Here is a 17,380-nt window from a genome sequence, read left to right as displayed (position 1 = left end):
TGTATACAACTCATTCCAATTATGAAAGAGGATAGAATTGCCTATGGAGAAAATCGCTGTATTTGGAGAAAAGAAGGCTGGCGTCAGCTACCAGAGTCGCTTTGGTGTTTACGCAGTTATCCCAGATGAAAAGAAAGAACAAATCATACTCGTTCAAGCACCAAACGGAGCTTGGTTTCTTCCTGGTGGAGAAATTGAAAAGGGAGAAAATCACCTCATTGCCTTGGAGCGCGAATTGATGGAAGAACTTGGATTTACCGCTGAAATCGGAAAATACTTTGGTCAGGCTGACGAATACTTCTACTCTAGCCACCGCGATACCCATTTCTATAATCCAGCCTACATCTATGAAGTAACTAGCTACCATCAAATAGGACAACCACTAGAAGATTTCAACCATATTGCCTGGTTCCCAGTCAATGAAGCCATCGATAAACTCAAACGTGGTAGTCACAAATGGGGCATTGAACAATGGAAATTGCAAGAAAATTCATTCAATAACTAGTAAAAACACTCTAATCGTGCTATAATGTAGCCAAAGAGATAGAGGAGGTTCCACATGAAAATCATTAACACGACAAATAGTCATCCCAATCTTGTCCAAAGCCAGTTGGCTAATACTGATGCTTTCCTAGTAGAGACTTATTCTGCAGGGAATACAGACGTTATTTTCACACAGGCACCCCGTCATTATGAACTCTTGATCAGTAATAAATACCGTGCAGTACAACAAAATGAAATCGAGCAAATTCGTGATTTCTTCCTTCATCGAAAAATTGATGAACGAACTATTAACAAGGCTGCCATTCAAACGATTCACACAGACCGTTTGATTGAAATGTCTATTCCCATTATCGCAGAAGTGTAGGAAGACATTTGGCTTCTTTCAGATTGAAGAAAAAGTCCATTTTGGACAATTTTCTTCAATCTTTTTTCTTTATGTTGAAAATAAAAAAACTCTCAAAAATACCGAAATATCAATGTTTCTAAGAGTTTAATGACTTGCTATCTTTCGCAAACTTCTTCAATTTTTATATTTTTAGGAGTTTGTCTACGTTCTGAAGCTCCAATGGAGCTTTTCACTCATCAAGGCTCGTGACAACGGATAATTTTGATTTTCGAAGAGTATTACAAAAAAAGCCTATCGCTAGATAGACTTTAACAAATGTATTGTGATTACTTAAGCTTCAAAACCTTGAGCTACTGCTTCAGCAAAGTTTTCTTCCACTACGTTTGCACAGTGGTCACAGATTGTCGCACCATAGCTACGTTCTACAACGCTAGTATCAATACGGCGGCAACGGTCACATACTTCACCGCTTGCACGCTCTACAGTAAAGGCAACTTCTTCTACCAGAACAGCACTTTCAGGAGCTGCTTCCGTGGTTACTGTAAGGTTAGAAACGATAAGCAACTGAGCAAGGTCTGCATTCAAGCTCTCCAAGAAGGACTTGGTTTCAGCTGAGACATAGGCAGTCAAATGAGCTTCAAGTGACTTACCGATGACTTTGGCATTACGCGCTTCTTCCAAGGCTTTTTGTGCCTGAGTACGGAAGACCATAAAGTTTTCCCAATCAGCCAAAAGTTGCGCTTCATTGGCAAAGGTTTCCACCTCTGGCATTTCCGCCAATTGTACAAACTCTTCTGCTTCGTGTTCCAAGTATGACCAAATTTCTTCTGCTGTGTGTGGCAAGATTGGGGTCAAGAGCTTGGTAATTTTCACCAAGATGTCATAGAAAACTGTCTGCATCTGACGGCGAGAAAGTGATTTAGCACCATCAATGTAGACAACATCTTTGGCAAAATCGAGGTAGAAGGCTGATAAATCAAGGGTTACAAAGTTTATTACAGATTTGTAGATACCCATGAAATCATAATTGTCGTAGGCTTCACGGATTTGGGCTACCAATTTGTTAAATTTCACCAAGAGATATTGGTCAACAGAACGAAGCTCTTCGTAAGCCACTGCATCACTTGCAGGATTGAAATCAGAAGTGTTGGCAATCAAGAAGCGAAGGGTATTACGGATTTTACGATAGGTTTCAGAAACCTGTCCAAGAATATCCATAGACACACGCACATCGTTTGACGTATCAACGGATGTCACCCACAGACGCAAGATTTCTGCACCAAATTGTTTCTCAACATCACTTGGTAGAATGGTATTGCCTAGAGATTTAGACATCTTCATACCTTTGCCATCTAAGACAAAACCTTGTGACAAGACAGCCTTGTATGGTGCATGACCGTTTACAGCTACAGAGGTAATCAAGGATGAGTTAAACCAACCACGGTATTGGTCAGAACCTTCTAAGTAGAGGTCTGCTGGGTAGGCAAGATTTTCACGGGCGTTCATGACACCATTCCAAGATGAACCAGAGTCAAACCATACGTCCATGATGTCTGTTTCTTTGGTAAATTCGCCATTTGGTGAACCTGGATGAGTGAAACCAGCTGGCAAAAGATCTTTTGCTTCTGATTTCCACCAGATGATAGAACCATGCTCTTCAAAAAGGGCAGCAACGTGGTCTGTCACTTCCTTGGTCATAATCGCTGTACCATCTTCTGCATAGAAGATTGGAAGCGGCACACCCCAAGCACGCTGACGAGAGATGACCCAGTCACCTCGGTCACGGATCATGTTGTAAAGACGTGTTTTACCCCAAGCAGGAATAAAGGTCGTTGCTTCGATTTGGTCCAAGATTTCCTGACGGAATTTAGAAACAGAGGCAAACCATTGCGGTACTGCACGCCAGATGATTGGCTTCTTGGTTCTCCAGTCAAATGGATAAGAGTGATTAATCACTTCACTAGCAAGGAGCAAGTCGCCTAATTTTTCCTTAACCGTTGGTACAACCTTGTCATAGAATTGCCCTTCAAAATCAGGACCCGCAGCTTCATTCATCAAGCCGCGTTCGTTGACAGTTACCGCAACCTCTAAATTGTATTTGATTCCGACATTATAGTCATCTTCACCAAAACCAGGAGCCGTATGGACAATACCAGTACCTGAATCTGTCGTTACATGATCACCCAAGATGACCAATTCATCCACTTCATTATCCCATGGGTGTTCTGTGACAATATATTCAAACTCAGCACCCTTGTGTTTTGAAATCACTTCGAAGGATTCCCAACCAAATTTGGCTGCCAAACTATCAACCAAGGCTTCTGCCAATACATACTTACGGTCAGAACCAGCTGGTTGAACCAAGACATAGTCAATGTCTGCTCCCATTGTCAAACCGCGAGAAGCCGTTACTGTAAATGGAGTCGTTGTCCAGACAACGATGTAGCTGTCTGTATCCAAGAGCCCCTTGCCATCTTTGACCTTGTTAGCATAGTAAAGAGATGTTGAGTCAATGTCATGGTACTCGATTTCAGCTTCTGCAAGGGCAGATTCAGATGACCATGACCAATAGACAGGCTTGGCACCGCGGTAAATATAGCCCTTGTCTGCCATAGCACCGAAGACACGGATTTGAGCTGCTTCATAGTCTTTTGTCAAGGTGATGTATGGATTTTCCCAGTCTGCAGAAACACCCAAGCGTTTGAAATCATCACGTTGCTTATCAACTTGGCTAAGAGCGTAGCCACGGCACATTTCAAGGTATTCTACCAAGTCCATTTCCTTGCGCTTAACACCTTGTTTTGCCAAGACTTGCTCAATAGGAAGACCGTGCGTATCCCAACCCGGTACAAATGGTGCACGGAAGCCAGACATTGACTTAGAGCGAACGATAATATCTTTAGAAATCTTGTTCAAAGCATGTCCAACATGGATATTTCCGTTAGCGTAGGGAGGGCCATCGTGGAGGTGGAAGGCAGGTTTGCCTTCATTGAGTTCTTGGCGACGAGCATACAAGTTTGCTTCATCCCAAGCCTTTTGCCATTCTGGCTCACGTGTTGGTAAGCCTGCACGCATAGGAAATGCTGTCTTACCTAAATTGAGTGTTTCTTTTAGTTTCATCATAACTCCTTTATCTTATAATTAATTCCATTTTCATTTCTTGGCCTTCTAAACCAACGGATTGAAAACCAAGTTTTTCTAAAATGTACCTCATTTTATGATTGCCAATAACATAATTTATAGAAATTTTATGACAAAGCGGATCCGCCTTCGCCTTTCCAATCATTTGCTGGATGGCTTCCTTTCCGTATCCACGATTTTGAAAATCCTTATCAATTAACAAGCGCCATAAATAATAACTATTATCTTTGGGTTCAATAGATAACATTGCAAAACCGACAACTTTTCCGCCAGATAGCACAGCATATGGTAGAATCATTCCCGAATCTTTATATAGCCAAGCCTGGGCTAAAGAATATTCAACCGATGCCACTCGGCGCTGGTCCTCAGGTGCAAGTTGAACTTGTAACACTGCTTCAAAGTTGTCCTTGTTTACTAATTCTAATCGTATCATAAAAATAAAAAAAACTCCCGCCAAATAAGGACGAAAGTTCGTGGTACCACCTTAGTTTAGATAGAGTTTCCCCTATCCCTCTATGTTCGTAACGTGAACGGGCGTCTTTCCTTACTATTTTCAGGAAAAATCAAACAAAGTGATGATCCATAGAAAGAGATTGTAGGGCTTCCACCATCTCCTACTCGCTATAAATATTTCTACCGACCGTGTCTCTGCTTATGATCTTTATTATTCTTCTGTTGAAATTTCTACAGACTCTCCACTCTCAAAAGCTGCTGCCTGACGAGTTAATTCTGCAATTTCTTCTGGTGTCAATTGACGTGTATAATCCAAACTTTCTTCTTCAACAGGTAATTCTTCATCCAAAGCCTTATGAAGAACATCACGGAAAGCCTCATCACTTGTTTGAATGTAACTTGCTGTTGGGCGAAGGATCTCCTCCCATTCAGATGAATTAACCAATGATAATTGGCTTTCTACTGTTGATTTCAGACGCTGATGGAAAATACGTGTCTTGTTTTTTAATTCTTCAGTCTCAATGACAACTTTTTTCGCATTGTCAGTCGCATTACGAAGAATTTCATTTGCCTTATCTTTAGCTTCATGTAACAATGTTGCCGCATCATAGTCAGCTTGTTTAATAATATTTGCCGCTTGATCTTCGGCCGCAACCTTTACTTTCTCAGCTGTATCTTGAGCTAAAAGAACTGATTTACTCAATGATTCTTTCATCTCATCAAAATAAGCCAAACGTTCCCGCAAATTTTTCAATTCTAACTCTTGGTCATGGTTTTTACGAATTAAATCCTCATAATCACGCGTTACAATGTCCAAAAAGTCATCAACTTCATCTGCGTCGTATCCTCTAAATTTTGTAGCAAAGGTTTTATCTTTTAATTCTAATGCTGTAAGTGCCATCTTTCCTCCTAAGTTTTAACAATGTCTAACTTTAATTTTATCTTCCCTTGCTTAGAAAAACCTAAAAATTCATTTAGGCGAACTCTACCATATCTCCTAACACTAATTAATTGCCCTATTTCAACTAATTTACTGGTTTGTTCTGTCAGAACATAATCCAACTTCACATGTCCAGCCTCAATCAACTTATTTGCAGTTGCCCTTGAAAGATTAAATGCGACCGAAATCACTTTATCCAATCTCATACTAGAAACCAACACATCCTTTGAACGCCATTCCTGTCCAATCGGTAGTCGAACAGTCGTCCATTCTTCTTCCTTTCCCTTAATAGGGACACGAGCAATTTTGGTGATAGACTGTAAGGCAATCTGCCCAAATTTCTGATCGATAAAGACAATCAATCGTTCATCATCAATCAAAATATCACCCAAATACTCCCTTTTAATCCCTAGTTGATTGAGAAAAGTTCCAAGAACTTGTGAATGGGATAAGGTATGAAATTTTCTAGCATAGGACAAATGAAGAGCGGTTAACTCAAAGTCCTTGATGTCCAACTCATAATAAGCCGGGGCAATAATAACCCGCGAATGTTCAGTCGAAACAAAGTCCCGACTAGAAAACGTTTGTAACTGGTAGTAGTTAGCAATTTTGCATACAATTTCATCTTGTCTAGGATGTAAAAAGTGAGTTAATCTATATGAATACGTATCTTCAACTTGCTGACACATATCCATTATTTTCTCTACAAACTCTCTTTCTTCCCTAGAAAAATGTTGCAATAAGTTTTTGTCATTTTTCATAACTATGCTAACAGTAGCAATAATTGAACCAAGAAGCGAGTTCCCATATTAAGCGCAATCATGGCTGCCATTACAGTCCAATCCAACCCCATAAATTGCAGATTAAATCGCCTAAAGGGTTTTAAAATGGGTGCCACCAGCCATTGAATCAAACGTCCAATCGAGCTTGTGTATAGGCTAGGAAACCAACTTAGCAAAGCGTATGCCAATAAGAGATAGGAATACATTTCTACAATTTTTAATAGTAAAAAAATCAAAATTTGCATAGCGTTACCGTTTTATATCAAAGTCAAAATTTGAATCAGCCGCACCAGTAGTTGTACCAGCATTGCGCAATTCTTCAATATTGACAGTGACATTTACTGGAGTTAACAGCCACATGGTATTTGAGACCTTTTTCAAATTTCCAGATAATACTGAACGAGCACCATCCAAGTAGTCTAGGCAACGTCTTGCTTGTTGCTCCGACATATATTGAAAATCAATGAGAATACTCGCATTGTCTAGTAAAAGATTTACCATCTCTGGTGCATCTTCATAACGTTTTGGAAACTTAATATCAATTGTAGTTTTGACAATCTCTTTTTCGTTATTATTAGTCATCAATTCTTGCTGCCTTTCATGTAGGCGTTGAAGTTGACTTTCTGAACGTGCTTCCCGACGCGTCTCTACTTTTGGCTGCTGTTCGCGCACAGGTGCAGCTGTAGTAGTATTGGCAACACGCATTTTAGGACGATCATTAGGCATTGAATAGGCATCTGCCTGTTCTTCAACTTCATTGACTTCGTCAACTTCAAAGTAATTAAATAAGTTCTTAAATGTATCTTTTAATGCCATATTTTCCTCCTCTCCATTATTCAAAGAATGCTGAGCCAATTCTCACATATGTAGCTCCGTGAGCAATGGCGCGTTCAAAGTCCCCACTCATTCCCATACTTAACTCTGTAAAGGGCATACGTGGCAAGTTCCTTGTAGCTAGTTCTTCTTGGATTTCCTGCATTTTAGAAAAAATCTCGTCTAATTCATCATCTGTAGCATCAATCGGTGCCATCGTCATCAATCCAACAAGTTCAATGTTCTCCAATAAACTAATTTCAGCAAGTGCCGCATCAATCTCAGATACTGCAAAGCCATGCTTACTCTCCTCACCGGAAACGTTGACTTGGAGGAAACACTTGACTATTTTAGTCGCACGTTTATCTATTTCCTGAGCTAGTTTGACAGAGTCTAGGGCGTGGAAATAATCAACAAATGGAATAATGTCCTTGACCTTTCTTCTCTGTAAAGTCCCTATCAAATGCCATGTCAATTGTTTGTCTGCTAGGGCATTATACTTTTCTAAGAACTGATTGACTCGATTTTCTCCAATATGAGTAATTCCAGTATTCACTAGCTGATTAGCAATAGAGCTGTCAACATATTTGGTGACAGCTATTACCTTTACTGATTCACTCGGACGACCTGCCTTCTCAGCAGCTTTTGCAACTGCTGAAAAGATAGCATCCTTATTCTTTTGAAAATTCATTTTAGTTTAGCGATTACGGAAGAATGGTGGTGTATCCAATTCATCCTCATCTTGATCCATTGTAAATTTTTCGACGGAAACAGTAGATGTTGGTTCTGCGTCAGTTGGACGAATCAAGTTTTCACGACGCAAATCCCACTCTCCGAAGGCAGAAGCTTTCGGCGCTTCAGTTTGTTGTACAGCTCCACGAGTTGGTGCTGACGCTACTGAATGATCAAAGCGTTGAGAAGGGCGTGGTGAAACAGCTTCCGTGCGATGGCGGACTGGTTTATCAGCAGTATCTTGACGAACACCTGTAGCCACAACAGTCACACGAATCTCATCTTTCATTGTTTCATCAATAGATGTCCCCAACCAAATGTTAACACCTTGACCCGCAGCCTGATTAACGATTTCTGAAGCATCTTCTGCTTCTGTCAGAGTCATGTCATAACCACCTGTAACATTGACAATGACATCCTCTGCACCATCAATTGTTGTTTCAAGAAGAGGAGAATAAATCGCTTTACGAGCCGCCTCAATCACTCGGTCCTCACCAGTACCGATACCGATACCCATCAAGGCGTTTCCTTTGTTCTCCATAACTGTCTTCACATCTGCAAAGTCCAAGTTAATCAAACCAGGATTTGTAATCAAGTCTGTAATTCCTTGAACACCTTGACGAAGAACATTATCAGCTTCGCTTAGTGCTTCTAAAAGCGGTGTTTTCTTATCAACAATTTCAAGAAGGTTGTTGTTTGAAATAATTAAAAGTGTATCTACTTGTTCGCGAAGACCTTCAATTCCCTCAATCGCAAAGTTTCCACGTTTATTTCCTTCAAAACCAAACGGACGAGTCACAACTGCGACAGTCAACGCACCCAAGTTTTTTGCAATACGTGCAATAACAGGAGCCGCACCAGTCCCTGAACCACCGCCCATACCAGCAGTGATGAAGACCATATCTGCACCAGTTAATACATTAGTCAATGCTTCTTCGCTTTCCTCAGCAGCTTTACGACCAACCTCAGGTTGACCTCCAGCACCCAAACCACGAGTCAATTTAGGACCTAGTTGGATAACTGTTTCAGCTTTAGAGCTACTTAGCGCTTGTACATCTGTGTTTGCTGCAATGAACTCAACCCCAGCAACACCTTCTTCAATCATACGGTTAATCGCGTTTCCGCCACCACCGCCGACACCGATTACTTTAATGACAGCACCATGACTAGCTGCTGCTTCAAATGAAAATGCCATAGTTTAAATCACCTTTTCTTTTCTCTTATTCAAACATGCTGCCAAACAAACCACGAATGCGATCTGTGATGTTTCCCTTAGCAGCTGGACGAACTTCTTCTTCTTCATCATGGTAAGTAGGAGCAACTTGTTCCTCTACCTGATCGACTGTGTTCAATTCGTTCACGATTTCTCTTTGAATTGGCTGACTAATTCGAGGACGAGCAACAGGAATTTCAACTGGCTTATGTCTCAAGGTAGTCTCGCCATTTACTGCATGTTGGGCAATATTTTCAACATCTTCTAACTCACCAACATACTCAACAAAGCTAATCACACTTGCAAATGCTGGATTGCGGATACCAATTTGATTTGGAACAAAAAGTTTAGTGTTAACACCAAACACTTCTTGGGCCAATTCTGTAATTCCTGGTAAGATAGCACCACCACCTACAAGAACAATGCCTCCTGGTAAATCTAGAGCACGTGTACGCTCCAAATCTTGTTTCACACGGTCAAAAATCTGACGCAAACGTGCCGCAATCACTTCTGAAAGGTAGCGCTCGGTCACTTCAACTGGAGCGTTTTCTCCAATCACTTCGACAGTGAACTTTTCCTTATCACTTGCATCTTGCGGATAGGCAATGCCGTAGTTGTATTTCAAGTTTTCAGCAATACTCTTTGATGTTGTCAATACTTTTGAAATATCGTTTGTGATATAATCTCCACCTTCTTGGTAGATGTTTGTGTATTGCAACTCTTGGCCACGCATAACAGCCACAGTCGTTTGACCACCACCAAGATCAATGACAGTCGCACCAAACTCACGTTCACCTTCATTCAATACAGAGCGAGTTAGTGCCAACGGAGAAATTACAATATTTTCAACTTGGACACCTGCACGCTCCACCGTTTTACGAAGATTGTGAAGAATGGTACGTGGTCCTGTGTACAGCATACCACGCATTTCCAAGCGAATTCCCATCATTCCACGAGGGTCCTTAATGCCTTGGAATCCATCGACAGTGAACTCTTCTGGAATAAATGAAATCACTTCGCGTTCCGGAGTCATACTCTTTGTCAATGCTGATTTTACAACATTCTCAACATCCAAGTCTGTAATTTCTTGTGAGTCTGTTGTAACAGGAATCATCCCTTGAGTCGGTTCAATCTGAAGAAGGTTGGCAGGTAATCCAACATTTACCTTTTCAATGCGGATACCTGACTTTTCTTCTGCCTGCTCGATTGCTTTTTTAATCGCTCCAGCAGCCACCTCAATATTTACAATAATTCCATCTTTGACGCCAGCACTTTTTACATTGCTGACCCCAATCACATTCATTTCGTTATCAATATATTCTGCAACCAAGACTTTAACGGAGCTTGTACCAATATCTAATCCCGTAAAAAAGCCGTTTCTAGCCATTCTATCAGTCCTCTCTTACTTCCAACTTTAACAAATCATCTTCCATTTTGAAAAATAGTATAATTAGTCATCATTCATTATACCATATTATATCGAATTATGGTGTTTTTAAAGGATTTTTTTATTACTTTTTCTTTACAAAATTATCTATTTTAGCTTGCATATCTATAAATACCAACTTCCATATCAATTGTCGTTGGAACTGTCACTTCTGCCGCTATTTTTGTATAGTAAGGCAACTTCTGACTAATCTCACTCAATGGAACTAAAACCGTGTTCCCATCTGCCATATTGAGTGTCAGCAAATCCGCGGTCACTTTACTTGGCGTTAAATTTATTGTCTGAATAGCAGAACGAATCCCTGTATCTATTTTCCCCAATTCAATGGCCAGTTCCTTGATTAATTCCTTGTCGGATAAATTAATCGTTGGGTAGCCTTCTGGCAAGGAATCCTGTGAAATCGACTCTCCACCAACCTCTCCACTAGACAATACTGGATACCACTGACTTTGTTGCTGAATGTAGCCTATTATAGCGTATTCTTTAATTTGAATCGTAAAGGTAGCTGGAAACTGGAACTTGATTGTTGCAGTCTCTACAGACGAACTATTCTTCTTAATATTCTTTGCGTAAGCATCTGCATGCAAAGCTATGGTTACAATGTAATCATCTGGAGAGATAAGGCTATAATTTTCTACTTGCTCAGCAGTTAGTCGCTCATTTCCAACGACCTCTATCTGTTTTTTCTTGCTGGTTGGAGAAATAAAATACAGAGCCAAGGCTGCCAATAACAAGCTCGCCACAAGAACTGGAACGGCTTTCCACACTACTTTGGAAGGAATATCAACTTTTAAAGTTTGAACCTCTTTCTCTGTTTCCTTTTTGGATTCCCGACTCTCTTGTCTTCTGTTTATTCCCTGAAAAAGGACTCTTTTACTCTTTCTAGCTTTTGGGCTCTTCTGTTCTGTCTGCCCTTCGTCAACTGCCTGAACATCTGCCTCATCTTTATGAGCAAGGTAGGCTTGGTGGCGTGCTTTCCATTGTTCGAAAAAGGCACTTTTTTCATCATCCGGAGCAGTCATCTCAGGTATGTCTACATCCGTAGAAAGTCCTTTTTCTTCGGCTAATACAGATTCTTTCTCCGCTGGTGAAATTTGTTCTGAATCCAATTCTACTTGGGATGCCTGCTCCACTTCTAGCACTGATTCTTCTACATTTGAATCTTTTTCCGTCATAGAACCTACCTTCCCATATCTTCTCTAAGCAAATTGTAAAAACTATCTACTGACTGAATTTCATTAGAATTTGCCATGTTTTGGATATAAAATTCCTTATTTTTCAATAGCTCATCAACTTCTACTAACAGACTGGCAAATGTCAATTGACTTTCATCAATCTGCTTAGAATATCCCTTTTTCTCTGCATAGAGAGCATTTTCAATCTGATCCCCTCGACTGGCCTGCCGTCCTAGTGGCACAATCAAATGGAGTTGTTGCATGGCAATCAACTCAAACAGAGTATTGGAACCACCACGGGTAATAACGACATCCGCTAAATCCATCAACGGTTGATAAAGTTCTGTCACATAGTCAACTCTATATAGGTTTTTATCTAATTGGTTGAGACTACTGTCCCCTGTCAAGTTGATAATATTGAATCGTTCGGTCAGAGCAGCACTATTCTGACTGATTAAATCATTAAAGACCTTAGCACCGCCCGAACCACCTACAAACAGTAAGGTCGGTAGACTTTTATCGAAGTGACTGAGAATTTCTGGCAACTGAATTGGTGTAACTTTGTCATTCGTTTGCCCCACTTTTGTAACCGCACCAACATGTTTTACTTTAGTCAAGCTGGCAGGTTGCTCAAAAGTACTATACATGGTTGTCGCAAATTTATAGGCTATTTTATTGGCCAGTCCCATTGTTAAGTCTGATTCATGGATAAAGACCGGAACCCGCAGCAAATTAGCCGCAATAACTGGCGGAACCGATACAAACCCACCTTTTGAAAAAAGAGCTTGCGGACGAATTTTTGCAATAATGGCCAAGGATTGAAGAACACCAAAACCAACTTTAAACACGTCCAACATATTTTGGAAAGAGAAATAGCGGCGCAATTTTCCAGTCGAAATAGAATGAAAATGGACATCTAAACCTGATTTCACAACCTGCTCATGTTCAATACCGTTCCCATCACCAATATAGTGGACTTCCCAGCCTTCTTCCAAAAATCGCGGAATCAAAAGGAGATTGAGCGTCACGTGCCCAACAGTCCCTCCGCCTGTAAAAACAATTTTTTTCATGATTATTTCAACTCCTCAAAGGTCTGTAAGAAGACGTCGCCACGCACTTCAAAATTGGCATACATATCCCAGCTTGCATTGGCTGGACTTAACAGGACAATATCTCCTTTTTCTGCAATGGCAAAGGCTTTTCTAGTCGCATCCGCAATTTCAAGAGCTTCTATCGTTTCCACTTCTGCCTTATCTGCTGCACGTTGAACACGGGGAGCTGATTGACCAAGGATCACCATTTTCTTTAGTCCGACCAAATCAGGGACTAATTCATCAAATTCATTGCCACGGTCCAAGCCTCCTGCAATTAAAATGACCTTGCTATTGTCAAACCCTGAAAGAGCTTTTTGAGTCGCCAAGATATTGGTAGACTTACTATCATTGTAGAAGGAAACGCCCTTGATCTCACCTACAAATTGCAGGCGGTGTTTGACTCCTCCAAAGGCAGACAAACTTTCCTGAATGGCTTGATTATCTACTCCCAACAATTTTGCAACCACAATTGTTGCCAAGGCATTTTCAACATTGTGTGAACCTGGAACACCAATTTGGTCCGCATCCATGATGTATTCACCCTTGAAATAGAGTTTTCCATCTGCCAAATAAGCTCCATCAACCACTTCCTGTGTTGAAAAGGGAACTACAGTTGCTTTGGTCTGTCCAGCCAATTCCTTGGCTTCTTTCTGGTTGAAATTGAGCACCACAAAATCCTCAGCCGTCATCTGACGCTGAATCATCCATTTTGCTGCTACATAGTCTTCAAAAGTCCCATGATAATCAATATGACTGGCAATAAGATTAGTCACAACAGCGATATGCGGGCGGAAAGATTCTGTCCCCATTAACTGGAAAGACGATAATTCCATGACCAAGGTATCCTCTGCAGTTGCAGTTTGAGCGACTGAAGATGCTGGGTAACCAATATTTCCACATAATTTTGCAGGTTTATTTCCTGCATTCAAGACTTCTGCAATCATGGTCGTTGTGGTTGTCTTGCCGTTCGAACCTGTAATCCCCACGATTGGAGCATCTGATACCAAGTAGGCCAATTCAACCTCTGTCCATACTGGAATTCCTTTTCCAATTGCTTTTTCAACCATCGGATTATCATAGCGAATTCCTGGATTTTTTACCATCAAAGCGAAATCTTCATCCAATAATTCCAAGGGATGGCTCCCGCAAATAACACGGATACCATCTTCCAACAAAGATTGAGCAGTCGGATTTTCTTCAAAAGGCTTTCCATCGTTAACAGTGACGATAGCACCCAATTTATCCAGGAGACGGGCTGCGGATTCCCCTGATTTAGCTAAACCTAGCACTAACACTTTCTTATTTTTTACAATATCAATCATCTTCATCTCAATTACCTTTACTTTCTAACACCTTATTTTACCCTTTACGAAGACCTTTTTCAAGCCAGAGGACAGAAAAACCGACGCAAAGCGTCGGTTAATTTCATCTATATCTATAAGGACCAGGTCGCTCTGTTCTCCTCTGCCTGTCTTTAGGTTCTTTATCGAGATAATAAATATCCCGCATCGCCCAAAAACCAATCAGAATCATTAGTAGACCAACCCAAATTTCCTTTGAAAATTGCATGATTCTTAAAAATCCAAGTACCAAGGCAATTGCTAATGCTACCAGTAAAAATACTGCCGCAATCAAATTCATAGTCCCCTTAATATTGCGAGGTGCAATAAAAATATAAAAAAGTACTAACATGATGGCGAGGATTAAATAAAACATGCTTCTTCTCCTAGAAATTATTCCTCAGTCGCTAATTTTTTCTTCTTCGCAGCCTTATCACGCTCTGCCTTGTTCAAGATTTGCTTACGAAGACGGATAGATTCTGGCGTTACTTCCATGTATTCATCATCATTCAAGAATTCTAGTGATTCTTCAAGAGTCAAGATACGTGGTGTCTTAATTACAGACGTTTGGTCTTTGGTAGCTGAACGAACGTTGGTCATTTGTTTTGCAGTTGTGATGTTAACTGTCAAGTCATTTTCACGCGAGTTTTCACCGATAATCATTCCTTCGTACACTTCCGTACCTGGGTTAACAAAGATGGTACCACGCTCTTCGATACGCATGATCGAGTATGTCGTTGCCTTACCTTGGTCGATAGAGACAAGGGCACCACGGTGACGACCACCGATCTCACCTTGAACAACAGGCAAGTATTGGTCGAAAGTATGGTTCATGATACCGTAACCACGAGTCATTGAAAGGAATTCTGTTGAATAACCAATCAGACCACGCGCAGGCACTAGGAAAACAAGACGAGTTTGACCATTACCTGTCGCAACCATATCCAACATATCACCCTTACGCTCAGATAGGGATTGGATAACAGAACCTTGGTATTCTTCTGGAGTATCGATTTGCACGCGCTCGAATGGCTCCATTTTCACGCCGTCGATTTCCTTGATGATAACTTCTGGACGTGATACTTGAAGCTCATAGCCTTCACGACGCATGGTTTCAATCAAGATAGACAAGTGCAATTCACCACGACCTGAAACAGTCCATTTATCTGGAGAGTCAGTAGGGTCAACACGGAGAGAAACGTCCGTTTGCAACTCAGCCAAAAGGCGCTCTTCAATCTTACGAGATGTCACCCATTTACCTTCACGACCTGCAAATGGTGAGTTGTTCACCAAGAAAGTCATTTGAAGAGTTGGCTCATCGATACGAAGAACTGGAAGTGCCTCAACTGCATCTGTCGGAGTCACAGTTTCACCAACGAAGATGTCTTCCATACCAGAAACGGCAATCAAGTCACCAGCTTTTGCTTCTTGGATTTCTTTACGCTCAAGACCGAAGAAACCAAAGAGTTTTGTAACGCGGAAGTTTTTCGTTGTGCCATCTAGTTTAGAAAGGGTAACTTGGTCACCAACTTTAACAGTACCACGGAAGACACGACCGATACCGATACGACCTACGAAGTCGTTGTAGTCCAAAAGGGATACTTGGAACTGCAAAGGCTCATCTGAGTTATCCACTGGTGCAGGGATATGCTCGATGATGGTGTCGAAAATTGGTGCCATTGTTTCTTCTTGGTCTGCTGGATTGTCAGACAAAGATGAAGTACCGTTGATAGCTGATGCGTAAACCACTGGGAATTCCAACTGGTCATCATCTGCACCCAATTCGATGAAGAGTTCAAGCACTTCATCTACAACTTCTTCTGGACGAGCAGATGGTTTGTCAATCTTGTTAACAACCACGATTGGAGTCAAGTTTTGCTCAAGGGCTTTTTTCAATACAAAACGAGTCTGTGGCATAGTCCCTTCGTAAGCATCCACGACAAGCACAACACCGTCAACCATTTTCATAATACGCTCAACCTCACCACCGAAGTCTGCGTGTCCTGGTGTGTCCATGATGTTGATACGAGTACCGTTATAAGCTACGGCAGTATTTTTTGCAAGGATGGTGATACCACGCTCTTTTTCGATGTCATTTGAGTCCATGGCACGCTCATCCAATTGCGTACGCTCATCAAGTGTTTGGGATTGTTTCAATAATTCATCAACGAGGGTTGTTTTTCCGTGGTCAACGTGGGCAATAATGGCTACGTTACGGATGTCTTCTCTAAGTTTTGTCATAATATCCTCTGTATATTTTAATTTAACTAAAAAAGTATATCATAGATTGGCGTAAAAATCACAGATAATCTTGTTGTAAATGTTTTCAGATAGCAGATTGAAAGCAGAAGAAAAGAGATTGAAGCCAATCTCTTATAAAATGTTCTCAAAATTATCGCGTACATCTTGCGGCCAAACACTGGACTGCACTTCACCGATATGTTTCTTACGAAGCAAGAACATGGCCAAACGGGATTGACCAATACCACCACCGATAGACAGCGGGAAGAGTCCATTCAAAAGGGCACGATGCCAATCAAATTCCAAACGGTCCTCGTCGCCTGTAATAGCAACCTGGCGCTTCAGCGCTTCTTCATCCACACGAATCCCCATTGAGGACAACTCAAATGCTGAACCAAGTGCTTCGTTCCAAACCAAGATGTCTCCATTGAGTCCTTTATAGCCTGCTTCTGATGGGCTTGTCCAGTCATCATAGTCTGGGGCGCGTCCATCATGTGGTTTACCGTCTGCCAGTTCACCACCAATACCGATTAGGAAAACTGCGCCGTATTCTTTGGCAACCACATTCTCACGCTCTTTTGGTGTAAAGTCTGGGAAATTTTTCACCAAGTCTTCTGTGTGAATAAAGGTAATCTTCTTCGGTAAGACAGATTCGATATCGTAGCGTGCTTCAACTGCAAGCTCAGTCAATCGAATGGCCTTATAGATTTGTTCAACCGTTTCCTTCAAATAAGCCAAGTTGCGACGACCATCAGGGATGACCTTCTCCCAGTCCCATTGATCCACGTATACTGAGTGAATGGGATCCAAGGAATCCTCGTCAGGACGAAGAGCCTTCATGTGAACAAAGAGCCCTTCTCCCTCATTAAAACCGAAACGAGCCAAGGTATGGCGCTTCCACTTAGCAAGTGAGTGAACCACTTCATAGGTCGCATCTGGAATCAACTTCACATTAACAGTAACCGCATTCTCCACACCGGACAAATTATCCTGCATACCATCCCCGACACGACTCAAAATCGGTCCTTGCACTTCTACGATTTCTAGCTTGTCTTTCAAATACTGTGTAAATGTATTTTTGACGAAAGAAATCTCCTCTTGCTGATGAATGAAGCTTTTCTTCATACCTTACCTCCTTAAATTTATACACCTTATTATA

17 protein-coding genes are annotated in these 17,380 nt (G+C 41.2%); 2 read left to right on the top strand and 15 right to left on the bottom strand.

From position 1 onward, the window contains the following. Positions 1–43 precede the first annotated feature (43 nt). The gene (locus GPW69_RS02430) at positions 44–505 is read left to right on the top strand and encodes an NUDIX hydrolase (RefSeq protein ID WP_002938708.1); all 462 of its coding nucleotides are present in this window, start codon (positions 44–46) and stop codon (positions 503–505) included. Positions 506–559: 54 nt separating this feature from the next. Beyond that, positions 560–868 carry a DUF1827 family protein gene (locus GPW69_RS02425; RefSeq protein ID WP_002938710.1) on the top strand — a complete coding sequence of 103 codons (309 nt, stop codon included), beginning with the start codon at positions 560–562 and terminating at the stop codon, positions 866–868. Positions 869–1,180: 312 nt separating this feature from the next. On the opposite strand, the gene ileS is transcribed toward GPW69_RS02425, so the two are convergent. From ileS to asnA, 15 genes are all read right to left on the bottom strand, one after another. Continuing rightward, a complete protein-coding gene (gene ileS, locus GPW69_RS02420; protein ID WP_074391567.1) occupies positions 1,181–3,970 on the bottom strand; it encodes an isoleucine--tRNA ligase in 2,790 nt (929 codons plus the stop codon). A gap of 10 nt (positions 3,971–3,980) precedes the next feature. After that, positions 3,981–4,424 (bottom strand): GNAT family N-acetyltransferase, encoded by a 444-nt coding sequence (locus tag GPW69_RS02415; RefSeq protein ID WP_029171398.1) that lies wholly within the window; start codon positions 4,422–4,424, stop codon positions 3,981–3,983. A 231-nt stretch (positions 4,425–4,655) separates the two neighbouring features. Next, positions 4,656–5,345, bottom strand: coding sequence for a DivIVA domain-containing protein (locus GPW69_RS02410; protein ID WP_024385043.1), 690 nt, complete (start codon positions 5,343–5,345; stop codon positions 4,656–4,658). Positions 5,346–5,353: 8 nt separating this feature from the next. Continuing rightward, the gene (locus GPW69_RS02405; protein ID WP_074391568.1) at positions 5,354–6,145 is read right to left on the bottom strand and encodes a YlmH family RNA-binding protein; all 792 of its coding nucleotides are present in this window, start codon (positions 6,143–6,145) and stop codon (positions 5,354–5,356) included. Positions 6,146–6,147: 2 nt separating this feature from the next. Further along, positions 6,148–6,411, bottom strand: a complete 264-nt coding sequence (locus tag GPW69_RS02400; RefSeq protein ID WP_074391569.1) for a YggT family protein — start codon at positions 6,409–6,411, stop codon at positions 6,148–6,150. A 4-nt stretch (positions 6,412–6,415) separates the two neighbouring features. Then, positions 6,416–6,982, bottom strand: coding sequence for a cell division protein SepF (locus tag GPW69_RS02395; RefSeq protein ID WP_024406976.1), 567 nt, complete (start codon positions 6,980–6,982; stop codon positions 6,416–6,418). A gap of 16 nt (positions 6,983–6,998) precedes the next feature. Beyond that, positions 6,999–7,670 (bottom strand): YggS family pyridoxal phosphate-dependent enzyme, encoded by a 672-nt coding sequence (locus tag GPW69_RS02390; protein ID WP_074391570.1) that lies wholly within the window; start codon positions 7,668–7,670, stop codon positions 6,999–7,001. Between the two features lie 6 nt (positions 7,671–7,676). Next, positions 7,677–8,906, bottom strand: coding sequence for a cell division protein FtsZ (gene ftsZ, locus GPW69_RS02385; RefSeq protein WP_029171401.1), 1,230 nt, complete (start codon positions 8,904–8,906; stop codon positions 7,677–7,679). Between the two features lie 25 nt (positions 8,907–8,931). After that, complete coding sequence (gene ftsA, locus GPW69_RS02380; RefSeq protein WP_024395232.1) at positions 8,932–10,311, bottom strand: cell division protein FtsA; 1,380 nt, start codon at positions 10,309–10,311, stop codon at positions 8,932–8,934. A gap of 152 nt (positions 10,312–10,463) precedes the next feature. Beyond that, the gene (locus GPW69_RS02375; RefSeq protein WP_074391571.1) at positions 10,464–11,546 is read right to left on the bottom strand and encodes a cell division protein FtsQ/DivIB; all 1,083 of its coding nucleotides are present in this window, start codon (positions 11,544–11,546) and stop codon (positions 10,464–10,466) included. A gap of 5 nt (positions 11,547–11,551) precedes the next feature. After that, the gene (locus tag GPW69_RS02370; protein WP_032500041.1) at positions 11,552–12,616 is read right to left on the bottom strand and encodes a UDP-N-acetylglucosamine--N-acetylmuramyl-(pentapeptide) pyrophosphoryl-undecaprenol N-acetylglucosamine transferase; all 1,065 of its coding nucleotides are present in this window, start codon (positions 12,614–12,616) and stop codon (positions 11,552–11,554) included. A gap of 2 nt (positions 12,617–12,618) precedes the next feature. Further along, entirely contained in the window at positions 12,619–13,968 is a 1,350-nt protein-coding gene (gene murD / locus GPW69_RS02365) for a UDP-N-acetylmuramoyl-L-alanine--D-glutamate ligase (protein ID WP_074391572.1), read from the bottom strand. A gap of 97 nt (positions 13,969–14,065) precedes the next feature. Then, positions 14,066–14,356 (bottom strand): DUF3165 family protein, encoded by a 291-nt coding sequence (locus GPW69_RS02360; RefSeq protein ID WP_024399526.1) that lies wholly within the window; start codon positions 14,354–14,356, stop codon positions 14,066–14,068. A 17-nt stretch (positions 14,357–14,373) separates the two neighbouring features. Then, positions 14,374–16,221, bottom strand: a complete 1,848-nt coding sequence (gene typA / locus GPW69_RS02355) for a translational GTPase TypA (RefSeq protein ID WP_009909450.1) — start codon at positions 16,219–16,221, stop codon at positions 14,374–14,376. Positions 16,222–16,353: 132 nt separating this feature from the next. After that, on the bottom strand, positions 16,354–17,346 hold the full coding sequence (gene asnA / locus GPW69_RS02350) for an aspartate--ammonia ligase (RefSeq protein WP_044678118.1): 993 nt from the start codon (positions 17,344–17,346) through the stop codon (positions 16,354–16,356). Positions 17,347–17,380: the final 34 nt, after the last annotated feature.

The sequence above is a fragment of the Streptococcus suis genome (assembly GCF_902702775.1).
Lineage (GTDB): Bacteria > Bacillota > Bacilli > Lactobacillales > Streptococcaceae > Streptococcus > Streptococcus hashimotonensis.
This window is presented reverse-complemented; position numbering and strand designations above follow the sequence as displayed.

Excerpts from the sequence above, each read along its gene's own strand:
- GPW69_RS02370 (WP_032500041.1), bottom strand. The coding sequence starts at position 12,616 with ATGAAAAAAATTGTTTTTACAGGCGGAGGGACTGTTGGGCACGTGACG.
- GPW69_RS02375 (WP_074391571.1), bottom strand. The coding sequence starts at position 11,546 with ATGACGGAAAAAGATTCAAATGTAGAAGAATCAGTGCTAGAAGTGGAG.
- murD (WP_074391572.1), bottom strand. The coding sequence starts at position 13,968 with ATGAAGATGATTGATATTGTAAAAAATAAGAAAGTGTTAGTGCTAGGT.
- typA (WP_009909450.1), bottom strand. The coding sequence starts at position 16,221 with ATGACAAAACTTAGAGAAGACATCCGTAACGTAGCCATTATTGCCCAC.
- asnA (WP_044678118.1), bottom strand. The coding sequence starts at position 17,346 with ATGAAGAAAAGCTTCATTCATCAGCAAGAGGAGATTTCTTTCGTCAAA.
- GPW69_RS02390 (WP_074391570.1), bottom strand. The coding sequence starts at position 7,670 with ATGAATTTTCAAAAGAATAAGGATGCTATCTTTTCAGCAGTTGCAAAA.
- GPW69_RS02400 (WP_074391569.1), bottom strand. The coding sequence starts at position 6,411 with ATGCAAATTTTGATTTTTTTACTATTAAAAATTGTAGAAATGTATTCC.
- ftsZ (WP_029171401.1), bottom strand. The coding sequence starts at position 8,906 with ATGGCATTTTCATTTGAAGCAGCAGCTAGTCATGGTGCTGTCATTAAA.
- GPW69_RS02425 (WP_002938710.1), top strand. The coding sequence starts at position 560 with ATGAAAATCATTAACACGACAAATAGTCATCCCAATCTTGTCCAAAGC.
- GPW69_RS02360 (WP_024399526.1), bottom strand. The coding sequence starts at position 14,356 with ATGTTTTATTTAATCCTCGCCATCATGTTAGTACTTTTTTATATTTTT.
- GPW69_RS02395 (WP_024406976.1), bottom strand. The coding sequence starts at position 6,982 with ATGGCATTAAAAGATACATTTAAGAACTTATTTAATTACTTTGAAGTT.
- GPW69_RS02410 (WP_024385043.1), bottom strand. The coding sequence starts at position 5,345 with ATGGCACTTACAGCATTAGAATTAAAAGATAAAACCTTTGCTACAAAA.
- GPW69_RS02405 (WP_074391568.1), bottom strand. The coding sequence starts at position 6,145 with ATGAAAAATGACAAAAACTTATTGCAACATTTTTCTAGGGAAGAAAGA.
- GPW69_RS02415 (WP_029171398.1), bottom strand. The coding sequence starts at position 4,424 with ATGATACGATTAGAATTAGTAAACAAGGACAACTTTGAAGCAGTGTTA.
- GPW69_RS02430 (WP_002938708.1), top strand. The coding sequence starts at position 44 with ATGGAGAAAATCGCTGTATTTGGAGAAAAGAAGGCTGGCGTCAGCTAC.
- ftsA (WP_024395232.1), bottom strand. The coding sequence starts at position 10,311 with ATGGCTAGAAACGGCTTTTTTACGGGATTAGATATTGGTACAAGCTCC.
- ileS (WP_074391567.1), bottom strand. The coding sequence starts at position 3,970 with ATGAAACTAAAAGAAACACTCAATTTAGGTAAGACAGCATTTCCTATG.